Below are 12770 nucleotides of genomic sequence, written 5' to 3' on the forward strand. Positions count from 1 at the left end.
AAGTAAGATCATGAGTTATGCAAGTCAACCATTTCACCGAAAGTGAGCCGCAAACGACACGGAACCCTCATACACACCGCTTTAAGGCTCGAATTTACCGTCAACCAATAAGCCGTTTTTATTACCTAACTTCGTTTTATGCGGCTGCACGGAGTGCAGTCCGACATTAAAAATTTGTTGTGTTTTGTGGTGACAAGAGATCTGAATTAAAATCACGAGGGATTTTATATTTTTTGCCATCAAAGGTTATTTTTACTTTGTTTATCTTGGCGGTTTTTGTTGACTCACTACAATCTTCCTTTTTGGCTTGAGCTATAGAGTGAGCTGATTTTCCAGTTAAAAATAAGTCATAAAAACCATATGAGCTCGATTTTGCGATGCTGATATAGCGGGTGATTTCATCAAAATAACCATTACAGTTACCATCCCATTCGCCAGATTGTTCATGCATAGAAAGTGAATATAAAACATTTCTGAGAGTATTTTTTTCATTTATGTATAGATTTAAAACATTTTCTGAATATGGATTAACTCTCGATGAACCAACAAAATGATATCGAACTCCAATTGCTCGTAATGTTTGAGTTATATTATATAAACCAGTATCTATTTCTATGTCGTCGAGATGTATCGTATCATTCTTGATCATGCCTTTTTCTATTAATGATTTGATTATTTTATTATTTTCAACCAATACAGTGTGAGCATCGTTAACACTAATGCCTGAGTCATCATCTTTTGTGTTACTTACAAAGACTATAATAGTTTGATTTGTCAGCTGAGGGTTATTTTTGCACGTGAGGAATTTCACATCATTACCAAATTCATTCTGTATAAGAATTTTTATTTCATCACTACAGGCGTAACAATTAAATGAAAGGAAAGATATAATAAATAATAGTTTAATCATTGGGCTCTCTTTTAAATTGACTCAGAAACACAACTATAAGTTAAACGGCGGCACACAATGCCGTCCAGTGAGCAAAGCGAACGAGTTAAACGCCTTGTTAGGTAGGAAAATAAAGGAAATATCTTTTATTCATCACCACTGAACTGACTAATTGGTACACGGACTTTAATGTTGCCACTGCACCCGCTTCAAACCACCGCTCGGAATTACGCGCCGACAGATTTGAAACTGCCGGTTTACGTTATGTTTCACTGACATCATTCAGGAAACGGGGAGTGGTCGTTTCAAACCAAAACGCCTAGATGATGAGCCGCTTCAGGCGTACACACCGACGACTTGAAGGTTGTCGAAGACATAACCAGTGCGGATTTGAATTACACACTGTAGTGAGATCATGAGTTATGCAAGGCAACCATTTCACCGGAAGTGAGCCGTAAACAACACGGAACTCTCATACCAGCCGCTTTAAGGCTTGAATTTTCCGCAAAATAATTAAGAAAATTAATTACCTAACTTTTACTTATGGGGCGGCTGAAAGCCGTCCTCCATTAAGTTTTTGTTATGTGATTTTGGCTGCGGCAAAAGACGGTTTTTTTGAGAGCAAAAGCTACCGCACTGACTATCGACAATCAGATGCCCAACACCTGTGTTCTGCTCTTGATTTACTCATATGAACATGATGCCGAATGGTACGGAAAGAGACAAATGAAATCGGGGACTCAATTAATGAAAACTGAGCTATATCAATGCTGTGCATCATATCTGTGCAAGATGATGATGGATTAATCAGCATTAGAATTTAGCACTGGTAACAACACCCGAAAAATTAAGACAGTCAGATATGCGCTGCTGTTGGACAGCACTGAGTTCTGACATTGAGGTATAGCGAAATTCAGAATGTTCGTGGCTGAGGATGATGTTAGAAGGCGAGGGCAGTTCGCATCGGAAAATGAAAGCCTGTGAATTATAGGCAGAATGGAAATACACACCACTGAGATAATGGATCAAAATGTCAGCCCCGAGTTCTTCACGGCACTCGCGGATCAACGCTTCATGAATGGTTTCGCCGGGCTCTAATGCACCGCCAGGAAGCCCCCAGGATTTGGAACCGTAATCGGCTTTTAAAAGTAAAACGTGCCCTTCGGAATTAAGAATAACCGCATGACTGCTGAGTCTGAATTTATCATCAAAGGCCATGACTACCTCTAATCACATAACTTTTACTTGTGGGGTGCGTTAGCATCCCACACCAAGTTTTTGTTGTGCGTTTATTCTGCGTGGGTAGGGCACACAACCTTTCTCGGTTTTAAATGATATAGCTCAACTTGTGGATGGCTAAAGAAGCCAACTTCCCAAGGGTTTTTCTGCACAAATGCTTCACGAATTGGTTCAAACAAATGATGCGATTGTGGGATTTGATAAGCGTCAGCTTCGATGATTGTGTAGTTCCATTCGATTGCCTGGGTGTAAGTAAATACAGCTCTTGAATCAATCGCGAAATGACAATGATGGTCGCGTTTCAGTAACTTTGACTTGAACGTTTCCGGGAATGTAATGAAGAAAATGTCATCCTCAGCAGAGGATAAAAATGCAAGCACCGTGGTATGAGGCTGTGATTTAGCTTGTGTGACTAAAACACCAATTTTATTTTCGACCTCACGTAAATCAGGAATTGGTAATTCTGTTAGTGGTGTGATTGGTAATTCACGTTGAACACGTTCATCAATAGGGTGTTCATAAACACGTTCAGCGAATCTATAAATAACAGAGACACCATAGTAAATCTCGAATTCGATCGGTTTGACTAAAATCTGATTATCTTGAACTTTAGTAACCAAACCTTTGTAGGAACCACGATAGACACGTAATTCGGCATCGTACTCATCAACACCAGTGCGGTTATCGAGGTGCAATGTGATTTTTTGATCAACGGCTAACTGATGCCCCTTTGGAAAAGTCAGAACTAAGTCATCATTATCCCGAATGTCAACGCCACAAATGTAAACATCAGTTTTTCTTGAATAGGTAGCAGCAACCCCAAGCACGGGTGAACCAATCAACGATAATAAATTAGTGTGTGGAGCCATAGCATCACCTGTTTTAGATAAAGCTACCGCAGGAGAAATCAATCAGCAGTAGTGAGAATTAGGGAGGGACGAGAAGCATCCATGCTCCACCGGAGTTGATTGAGATAGCTTGGCAAATGAGACCATAAAAGTGAAGCGTAAGTTTAAGTAAATTAAGCGATTGTTGATTTAACAACAGCATTTGAAACAGCAATGAATTTCACAATAGCAATCAAGAAGAAAGGGAAACGGCATAACTTTTACTTATGGGGCGGCTGAAAGCCGTCCGCCATTAAGTTTTTGTTAGCTGCGCTTTTTACATCAGATTTATGCCAAATCGTTTAACAAACGCAGCAAATAAAACAAATGTCACGATGGTCAACACAATGCTTATCACTAATGTCATCACAAAACCAAATCGAGACATGAAATAAGGAAACAAGATAAACATTGGCAGCGTTGGGATCACATACCAAAACGTATAATAAGCATGGTTGCTGATCTTTGTTTCCGATTGGCCTTCGACAAACAGCCAAATCAACGTCAGGATAGTGACCAAGGGTAGTGATGCAACTAATGCTCCGATGCGGTCACTTTTCTTGGCTAGTTCAGAGATCAAAACCACCATGCCAGCGGTGATCAGATATTTGGATATCAGGTAAAGCATAGGTTCCTTGGCCGTCTCGTTATCGGATCAACGTATTGCAAACCGTAACGATATCAGAACCTATGAATAAACCAACACTATGGGCGTTCATCATATTGTGGAATGTCATCATGGATTTCATCCCAAGCGGCTTTTGAACCGACAAAAATATGAGCCAAGGGTTTAACGTCAACGGGTGTATCTAAGCTGCCAATTCTGAGTCGGAGGATATCGGGTTGCGATGGGCGTCGGCTGAAAAGCGGTGTGCCACAGCATTTGCAAAAAGCACGGAAAACGCCCGGTGTGGATTCAAATTCAGAAACGAACTCTTTGCCTTTCACAAAATGGAATTCTTCTGCTTTAACTGCTGAATTGACAGCAAAAGCGGAACCGTTAGCTTTTCGGCACTTGGAGCAATGACACATCATGGTTGGCCCCAGTTCACCATGAATTTCATACTGAATGGAATTACACAAGCAACTACCTTTAAGCATCGGAATTCTCCTAAGCAGCTAACTATAAGTTAAACGGCGGCACACAGTGCCGTCCAGTGAGCAAAGCGAACGTGTTTAAACGCCTTGTTAGGTAGGAGAATAAAGGAAATATCTTTTATTCATCACCTCTGGACTGGCTAATTGGTACACAGACTTCAATGTTGCCACTGTACCGGCTTTAAACCACCGCTCGGAATTACCTGCAAGCAGACTTGAAACAGCCCGTTTGCAATGTGTTTCACTGAAATTATTCAGGAAACGGGGAGTGGTCGTTTCAAACCAAAACGCCCGGATGATGAGCCGCTCCAGGCGTACACATCGACGGGCTTGAAGGTTGCCGAAGACATAACCAGTGCAAGATAGAATTCCACACTGGAAGTGAGATCATGAGTTATGCAAGGCAACCACTTCACTGGAAGTGAGCCGTAAACAATACGGAACCCTCATACACACCGCTTTAAGGCTCGAATTTTCCGAAAAAAATTTAGAAAATTAATTACCTAACTTTTACTTGTGGGGCCGCGTAGCGGTCCCACACTAAGTTTTTGTTAGGCCGTTCTTATAAAAGCACATAGTGCAAGTGTGTGGCATCCGGAGTATTGATCACTTTGTCGATTTGTAACTGCGGCAATGTATCGTGCAGATTTTCAAATAAGCGCCTACCACCACCAAATAGGACTGGAGCCAAAGCGATTTCTAGCTCGTCGATGACACCCATTTTCAGGTACTGCTGTATCACATCCGCTCCGCCAGAGATGCGAATATCACGACCGCCCGCAGACTCTCTCGCCTGCTCAAGAGCGTGTGCTGGGCCGTCGTTGACAAAGTAGAACGTCGTCCCACCTGGACGGACCCAAGGCTCGCGCTTCTCGTGGGTAAGAACGTACACCGGTGTGTGAAACGGAGCCTCCTCGGGCCATGAGACCTCGCCTTGCTCGAACATTCGTTTGCCCATAATGTGGGCTCCGCTACGCTCCATGGTGTAACGAAGCATATCATTAACAGGACCAGTCTCTCCTCCAAGACCAAACGTGAGGTTTTCGCAGAAGTATTGTTGCTTGAGGATCCAGCTCATCATCGTACCCCACTTGGCGCCCCAGTTTTTGTACTCAGGGTTATTCCAGTTTTCGATCGCCATGCCTTCCGGCGCCATGTAACCGTCAAGACTAAGTCCGATGTTCACAAATATTTTGGTCATGATCTTTCTCGCTCGATTCTTGAATTTGGCCTAACTATAAGTTAAACGGCGGCACACAGTGCCGTCCAATGAGCAAAGCGAACGTGTTTAAACGCATTGTTAGCTTTTTTATTATAAATGCATGGGTAATAAATCATGGAAAGCACAATAGAAAATGATGATTATGTTCAAGATAAATTTTGTACTTTAAAACGACGAATAATAGCAGCATGTCTTGATTCCGCTGCATTGGCTCCTTTTGCATGGTTTGATAAATATCTATGGAATTCAATATCAAATCCTCTGACACTTCAGATTTGGAACATTTTTTATACAGCAGTCATCATTTACTACTATTACTATTTCGTTGCACGATTTGGCCAAACACCAGGGAAAATGGCTTCCGGCATTAAGATACTAACATCTAATGAGTGTGAGGTTGGCCCCAAACATGCGGTCCTTCGTCAAATTTTATTTTCTAGCTTTAGTTTAATATTTTTAACTATACAATTATTTAACTTATCTCATGGCATGCTAACCAATAGAGCATTAGGTAATCATTTTACGCTAATGCTATTCGGATCACCGATTTTATTTTTGTCGCTGCTTGAGTTTATAACGATGATGTGTAATACAAAACGCAGATCAATTCATGATTTTATCGCAGATACAGTCGTTATAAAATTCGAAGAAACAAAACATAAAAACAAAATTAAAGTGATATTATTGACATTATTCATCATAAATCTGCTTATCCAGCAATTTATACCTGAATTAAATTTAGTTACAAATTAGGGCAAAAGCTAACAAAAACTTAATGGCGGACAGCACTACGTGCTGCCCCATAAGTAAAAGTTAGGTAGGAGAATAAAGGAAATATCTTTTATTCATCACCACTGAGCTGGCTAATTGGTACACAGACTTCAATGCTGTCACTGTGCCCGCTTTAAACCACCGTTCGAAATTACCCACCGACAGATTTGAAACTGCCGGTTTACTTTGTGTTTCACTGACATCATTCAGGAAACGGGGAGTGGGCTTTCAGATCGAAACGCTCGGATGATGAGCCGCTCCAGGCGTACACACCGACAGACTTGAAGGTTGCCGAAGACATAACCAGTGCGGAATCGAATTACACACCGGAAGTGAGATCATGAGTTATGCAAGGCAACCATTTCACCGGAAGTGAGCCTTTAATAACACTGAACCATCATACTCACCGCTTTAAGGCTCGAAGTTTCCACAAAATAATTAAGAAAATTAATTACCTAACTATAAGTTAAACGGCGGCACGTAGTGCCGTCCAGTGAGCAACGCGAACGTGTTTGAACGCCTTGTTAGGTAGGAGAACAAAAGAAATATCTTTTATTCATCACACTGAACTGGCTAATTGGTACACAGACTTCAATGCTGCCACTGCACCCGTTTCAAATCACCGCTCGGAATTACCCGCCGACAGGTTTGAAACTGCCGGTTTATTTTGTGTTTCACTGACATTATTCAGGAAACAGGGAGTGGTTACCTTAAACAACAGAGCCCAGATGATGAGCTGCTCCAGGCGTACACACCGACGGACTTGAAGGTTGCCGAAGACATAACCAGTGCAAGATAGAATTCCACACAGGAAGTGAGATCATGAGTTATGCAAGGCAACCACTTCACCGGAAGTGAGCCGCAAACAACACGGAACCCTCATACCAGCCGCTTTAAGGCTCGAATTTTACGTAAAAAAATTAAGAAAATTAATTACCTAACTATTAACTTATGGGGCAGCACGCAGTGCTGTCCGCCATTAAGTTTTTGTTATGTGTTTTTATTTCGCAGAGCTGGATTAAAAATTCGTTTAATCGAAGCCGGATTGTTAGCCAGTTTATCTGCTGGGCGGCGAGGGCGTCGAACCAATTCACCACCACAATTCGGGCATTGGTCATGAAGAACATCTTTTGCACAGGCGGCACAGAATGTACATTCAAATGAACAAATCAGCGCGTCTGTTGCTTCAGGTGGTAAGTCTTTATCGCAACATTCACAGTTTGGTCGCATCTCAAGCATAACGGCCTCGTCAGATATTCAAATAAATGTTCGGGTTATGAATACTCAGATAGTTTTCGAATTGAGTAATTGGCTGGAAACCGAATTGTTGATACAGGCCATGTGCATCCGCAGTCACCAGCAACAATCTACGTAATCCTTGCAGCAATGGATGTTCAACAATGAACTTAACTAACCACTTACTTAATCCTTTCTTTCGGTGATTTTCAACGACAAAAACATCGCCGAGATAAGCAAAAGTAGCGAAATCAGTAATGACTCGGGCAAAGGCAACTTGGGTGCCTGAAGCATCATAAATACCCACGCAAAATGAGTTATCAATTGAGTGTTGAACAGTTTCAATTGGGATATCTTTAGCCCAGTATGAATGGCTCAGGAAATGATGAATAACCTGAATATCTAATTTGTTTTTGTTATCAGAAATGGAATAACCATCAACCATAGAAATCTCCGAAACCGATAAACACATAACTATTACTTATGGGGCTGCACGCAGTGCTGTCCGCCATTAAGTTTTTGTTAATTGGTTGAACGAACACCCAAGAGTGATTCAACCTTTTCTTGTATCGTGTTCGTTCACTTGTATAAAACGCTGTCACAACGATTGTTCCATTTCTTGATATAGTCAATTCACGAAAGCGTGGTTTATCTACTCACTGTGTAGTCGTATTCTTTGCTCAACGAAACGTGATGCGTTTCACAAAAACAAAAAGACGAACACGGCCAAGCCGGTTCAACAAATGACTATCTGTGGAGTAAAGAACATGAAAAATACCTTCGTACGTTTTGCTGCTGTTGCTGCATTATCACTGGCTGCACTGTCATCTCAGGCTGCGGTAGACACTTATAAAGCACACGGTTCAGTATTGGCTGTCAATGCAGCAGACCAGACCGTAACTGTAAAACAAGATGCGGTTACGGAACTGGGCTGGCCAGCACGTACCGTCACTTACAATGCCGACGGTAGCAATGTGCTGAAAGGGGTGACTGTGGGTCAGACCGTCGATGTCCAATTTACCTCATCCAATGCTTTCAATGCAGATGCACACTTTGTAACGCCAGTTTCTCAATAATGAGACAGTAACAATCATAATGTCCAAGGGGGGTTATAAAATATAACCCCCCTTTTGTTTTACTGAATCCGGCCTTCTCAGAGTGAAAAGTGAGTGTGCCTTTTCTCGCGCTGATGCTTCGATTATTTTGATTAACCGGGCGTACAGCAACACTGATTTTCAACTCCACGTTCCCTCAGTAATGGGGGGATTTTTGACAGAACAAGTCGACTAACCAGCAAACCAAACCTGCACTAAAACCATTCGTATAGTTACAACCGAAAATCTTGAGCAACCAATTAACTTCGAATTATGGGGCCACGAAGTGGTCCCACATTAATTTTTTGTTAGGTAATGCTTCTAATTTGTGAAGAAGAGGAATCATCAAAGGTTGATTGAATAGCAGAGATCTTCCTGCTTGCTTGATCACAAACCCCCTCAACAGAGTCATCGTCATTTATACCCTCAATCAGATATTCAATGCGGACTTTTACGCCATCTTTTTCGACCAGAATGACAAAGCGATCCTGGTCAACATAACCATCTTTTGGCATATAGTCGAACCAATTCCATTTAACTGCTTTGGGATTGTCTGCATAAACTACTTTGCCATGCTCGGGTGCTTTGTTCAAAGTTACTTTCGCACCGGAGAAAAATTCACCACTAGCAAGCTTTGCTTTGTAGCGTGGATCATTACCATGATATTTAAAAAAGTAATCGCCAGCCGCATACGTTGGTCTAATTTCCGCACCAGCAGATTGTGTCGCTGTTTGACATATCCCTACCGCATAGTTTTCCGCCGCCTCGCAGGCAACACAGCAACTATGGTTGAAACACCACCCAGCAATAGATTCATAGACCGAATATCAGTAATAAACATCTTGCTTTGGTCCTCGAGTGATTGTTTTAGTTGATCAAATAATGTTGCGCGGATATTTAGAAGTAGAATAATTCTGATAACTTGCGGCATTACCTAACTATAAGTTAAACGGCGGCACGCGTGCCGTCCAGTGAGCAAAGCGAACGTGTTTAAACGCCTTGTTAGGTAGGAGAATAAAGGAAATATCTTTTATTCATCACCACTGAACTGACTAATTGGTACACAGACTTCAATGTTGCCACTGCACCCTCTTTAAACCACCGCTCGGAATTACACGCCGACAGGTTTGAAACTGCCTGCTGGTTTTATGTTTCACTGACATTAATCAGGAAACGGGGGAGTGGTTGCCTCAAACTATGTGCCCGGATGATGAGCCGCTTCTGGCGTACACACGACAGCGCTGATGGGTTGCTGGAGATATAATGCCTAACAAAACCTTGTTAACCACACGAATGCTGAAAACTGTTATGCGTAAGCAACCCTAGACACCAGAAGTGAGCCGCAAATAACACGGAACCCTCATACCTGCCGCTTTAAGGCCCGAATTTTCCGTAAAAAAATAAGAAAATTAATTACCTAACTTTTACTTGTGGGGTTGCGTAGCAATCCCACACCAAGTTTTTGTTATGCGCTTCACGTTAAGTTGCTCTTGTCTGAAATTTCATATTCATTAAGTGAAAGCTCATTTTCCAAAAGCTTCAGACCTTTTATAGCTGCGTTCTTGAAATGACTTAATTCTTCACTGGACCAATATTCAATTTACTTAGATGGATCTGGCTAATTAATTGATGTGTCATACCAAGCAATTAGGTATTGATGGTATCGTTTAGTGTTTCACTTAAAGGTAATTTCCAGTGATCGATTGCATAACCAAATTTATTTCTAGACTCATCATTGTTTGACCACAGGCAAACACAACTACCGTGATCAAATAAGTAATTGATTTCATATTTCATCTGTAAATTACCAAAAAAGCTACGGCGGTTATTAAATTTTAGATAAATTGTTGTAACTCATTTCTCATAACGCATAAACACTATATTACGCAGATATGGCATGTTTTTGGGATATGGAATAGACAGATAAACTTCATTTATGGTGTAAACATCAGGATAGTCGGCAATAATTTCTGTTGCCGCATGACTCAAAAGTTCTTTATCATCTGCGCTTGGAATACCATCAAAGACAAAACTGCACATGATCTCCGTGCTGTTGTATTCAACTGATACACATCTGAGACTTGCTGGGATATTGCCTAACAGTGCACGCTGTGCATTAAGTCTGAGCAAGATATCTTGTTTGTCTATTATAGACATTGCATTTTCATTCATTAAAAATTCTCAAGATGTCCTTGTCGCATAACTATTACTTATGGGGCAGCACGTAGTGCTGTCCGCCATTAAGTTTTTGTTAAATTTTTCTGCTTAAATCAGGTCGGTTCTTTCGATGCGAAAAAAGCATAGATGTTGGCATCAACATAGCCTGTTTTAAGCAAAATCCGTTTTTTGTCGACACCTTCAAATCGGGCGCCCGATTTTATTGCAACGCGATTGCTTGGTTTGTTATCGATAGCAGCCACAATTTCTAAACGGAGTAACTGCAAGTCTCGAAACGCAAATTGTTTGATAGCTAAAACAGCTTCTAGGGCATAACCCAAACCTTGCTTTGATTCACGCACCCAATAACCGATATTACCGATTTTATAATCTGGTTTAAGTTGATTGATGGTGATGCTACCAAGCAGTTGATTCGTTAGCTTATCAAATAAACCAAATGTATAAGCCGCACTTTCTTTCAATGCATCTTCACAAATCACAAACCACTCAGCCGCATCTTTGACGGTATAGTCGGGTGTGCACCAAGAAAGCCAACGTCCAACAGTTGAAACCGATTCAAGCACAGCTTCGGTTTGTTCACAAATATCAGCAGCAAGGTAAGGGCGAATGATTAAGCGAGTTGTTTCGATAGGAAATTGTAAATTAAAACTCATAGTCACGTTCAACTTTGGCAATTCGGGTTTTAAATGATTTATACCATTTTTCGCGACCTAACCTTTGTGCCAATAAGTGGTCAGTGTTCGACTTCCATTGTTTAATGGAATCGAGATCAGACCAGTATGAAACGGTAATGCCAATGTCATTTCGGGCAGATTCTGCGCCAAGGAACCCGGGTTGTTGTTGTTGGGCTAAAGCGACCATGGCATCAGCCGTGATTGCATACCCATCGTCAATATTTGTACGGATAGATGTGAATATCACTGCGTAATAGGGTGGAGTAGGTGTTTTCGCAATCATGATTACCCCAAAATAATTTAACTTTTAATTAAACGGCGGCACGTAGTGCCGTCCAGTGAGCAAAGCGAACGTGTTTAAACGCCTTGTTAGGTAGGAGAATAAAGGAAATATCTTTTATTCATCACCACTGAACTGGCTAATTGGTACGCGGACTTCAATGCTGCCACTGCACCCGCTTTAAACCACCGCTCGGAATTACCCGCTGACAGACTTGAAACAGCCAATTTGCTTTATGTTTTACTGAAATTATTCAGGAAACAGGCAGTGGTCGTTTCAAACCAAAACGCCCGGATGATGAGCCGCTCCAGGCGTACACACGGACTGAGTTGAAGGTTGCCGAAGACATAACCAGTGCGGAATTGAATTACACACCGAAAGTGAGGTCATGAGTTATGCAAGGCAACCATTTCACCGGAAGTGAGCCGCAAATAACACAGAACCCTCATACCAGCCGCTTTAAGACTCCAATTTACCGCAAAAAAATTAAGAAAATTAATTACCTAACTTCGATTTAAGTGGCGGCACAAAGTGCCGTCCAACTTTAAATTTTTGTTAGATAAGGCGGATTCAATTACGAAGTGCGACAACTTTAAACATAAAAACAGCGAGATGTGATACTCAGGATTTTTACTCCCGCCAAGAAGTGAAAAGCCAATGAAATACACACATCTCACTGAGAATGAAAGATATATGTTGTCAGCCTTGAGAAAGCAAGGACTGACTGTCGCATCCATCGCCAAAGCCTTAGGTCGTCACCGAAGTACGGTCTACCGGGAAGTGGAACGAAACTCCCGATGGTGCAATTATGACCAGCTTTATAGTTACCAACCAGCGCGAGCCCAGCAAAAAGTCAGGGTAAGAACAAAGAAAGCCCGAAGGAACAAACGGTATGATCACATGGACTTTCTGCTGGTTGATGCCTTACTGAAATTGCATTGGAGTCCAGAACAGATCGTTGGCTATTTTCGTTACAAAGGCTATCCGGTGATGAGCCATGAAACGATTTACCAGCATGTCTGGGCTGATAAAAATGAAGGCGGCAATCTTTGGCAATACCTGAGACAGTCGCCGAAAATTAGACGTAAACGCTATCGAAGCAAAGACAGCCGAGGGCGAGTAGCAGCCAAACGGCATATCAGCGAACGCCCTACACTAGTGAACGAACGAGAAGAGTTCGGACACTGGGAAATCGATACAGT

The 12770-nt window shown here is 41.7% G+C and carries 15 protein-coding genes; 3 read left to right on the forward strand and 12 right to left on the reverse strand.

Features of this window, described 5'->3' with window-relative positions:
• Positions 1–166 precede the first annotated feature (166 nt).
• The 6 genes from H027_RS18585 to H027_RS0117115 form a co-directional block, all read right to left on the reverse strand.
• Positions 167–910 carry a PA3715 family protein gene (locus H027_RS18585; RefSeq protein ID WP_024873616.1) on the reverse strand — a complete coding sequence of 248 codons (744 nt, stop codon included), beginning with the start codon at positions 908–910 and terminating at the stop codon, positions 167–169.
• A gap of 792 nt (positions 911–1702) precedes the next feature.
• Complete coding sequence (locus tag H027_RS0117095) at positions 1703–2107, reverse strand: NUDIX hydrolase (RefSeq protein WP_024873617.1); 405 nt, start codon at positions 2105–2107, stop codon at positions 1703–1705.
• 71 nt (positions 2108–2178) lie between these two features.
• Entirely contained in the window at positions 2179–2997 is an 819-nt protein-coding gene (locus H027_RS0117100; protein WP_024873618.1) for a pyridoxamine 5'-phosphate oxidase family protein, read from the reverse strand.
• 295 nt (positions 2998–3292) lie between these two features.
• Positions 3293–3643 carry a DUF3147 family protein gene (locus tag H027_RS0117105; protein ID WP_024873561.1) on the reverse strand — a complete coding sequence of 117 codons (351 nt, stop codon included), beginning with the start codon at positions 3641–3643 and terminating at the stop codon, positions 3293–3295.
• A gap of 77 nt (positions 3644–3720) precedes the next feature.
• Positions 3721–4116 (reverse strand): GFA family protein, encoded by a 396-nt coding sequence (locus tag H027_RS0117110; protein ID WP_038150153.1) that lies wholly within the window; start codon positions 4114–4116, stop codon positions 3721–3723.
• Between the two features lie 559 nt (positions 4117–4675).
• Entirely contained in the window at positions 4676–5314 is a 639-nt protein-coding gene (locus H027_RS0117115) for a dihydrofolate reductase family protein (protein ID WP_024873619.1), read from the reverse strand.
• 135 nt (positions 5315–5449) lie between these two features.
• Between H027_RS0117115 and H027_RS0117120 the strand changes: the two genes are divergently transcribed.
• Positions 5450–6088, forward strand: a complete 639-nt coding sequence (locus tag H027_RS0117120; RefSeq protein WP_024873620.1) for an RDD family protein — start codon at positions 5450–5452, stop codon at positions 6086–6088.
• A gap of 1008 nt (positions 6089–7096) precedes the next feature.
• Here the strand turns inward: H027_RS0117120 and H027_RS0117125 are convergent.
• Both H027_RS0117125 and H027_RS0117130 read right to left on the reverse strand, forming a co-directional pair.
• Positions 7097–7345 (reverse strand): DUF1272 domain-containing protein, encoded by a 249-nt coding sequence (locus H027_RS0117125; protein ID WP_024873621.1) that lies wholly within the window; start codon positions 7343–7345, stop codon positions 7097–7099.
• Positions 7346–7355: 10 nt separating this feature from the next.
• A complete protein-coding gene (locus tag H027_RS0117130) occupies positions 7356–7787 on the reverse strand; it encodes a GNAT family N-acetyltransferase (protein WP_024873622.1) in 432 nt (143 codons plus the stop codon).
• 322 nt (positions 7788–8109) lie between these two features.
• On the opposite strand from H027_RS0117130, the gene H027_RS0117135 reads away from it, so the two are divergent.
• Positions 8110–8418: a copper-binding protein gene (locus tag H027_RS0117135; RefSeq protein WP_024873571.1), complete on the forward strand. Its 309-nt coding sequence runs from the start codon at positions 8110–8112 to the stop codon at positions 8416–8418.
• A gap of 326 nt (positions 8419–8744) precedes the next feature.
• On the opposite strand, the gene H027_RS0117140 is transcribed toward H027_RS0117135, so the two are convergent.
• The 4 genes from H027_RS0117140 to H027_RS0117155 all read right to left on the reverse strand — a co-directional run bounded on the left by H027_RS0117140 (position 8745) and on the right by H027_RS0117155 (position 11571).
• A complete protein-coding gene (locus H027_RS0117140; protein ID WP_152536787.1) occupies positions 8745–9029 on the reverse strand; it encodes a hypothetical protein in 285 nt (94 codons plus the stop codon).
• A gap of 1261 nt (positions 9030–10290) precedes the next feature.
• Positions 10291–10608 carry a MafI2 family immunity protein gene (locus tag H027_RS0117145; protein ID WP_024873624.1) on the reverse strand — a complete coding sequence of 106 codons (318 nt, stop codon included), beginning with the start codon at positions 10606–10608 and terminating at the stop codon, positions 10291–10293.
• Between the two features lie 98 nt (positions 10609–10706).
• Positions 10707–11267, reverse strand: coding sequence for a GNAT family N-acetyltransferase (locus H027_RS0117150; protein WP_024873625.1), 561 nt, complete (start codon positions 11265–11267; stop codon positions 10707–10709).
• On the reverse strand, positions 11257–11571 hold the full coding sequence (locus H027_RS0117155; RefSeq protein WP_024873626.1) for an antibiotic biosynthesis monooxygenase family protein: 315 nt from the start codon (positions 11569–11571) through the stop codon (positions 11257–11259). The genes H027_RS0117150 and H027_RS0117155 overlap by 11 nt, the downstream gene beginning before the upstream one ends.
• A 654-nt stretch (positions 11572–12225) precedes the next feature.
• On the opposite strand from H027_RS0117155, the gene H027_RS18770 reads away from it, so the two are divergent.
• The coding region (locus H027_RS18770; protein ID WP_152536788.1) for an IS30 family transposase at positions 12226–12770 on the forward strand (545 nt) is incomplete at its 3' end.

Origin of the sequence: Tolumonas lignilytica, assembly GCF_000527035.1 — a bacterium.
Classification (GTDB): Bacteria; Pseudomonadota; Gammaproteobacteria; order Enterobacterales; family Aeromonadaceae; genus Tolumonas; species Tolumonas lignilytica.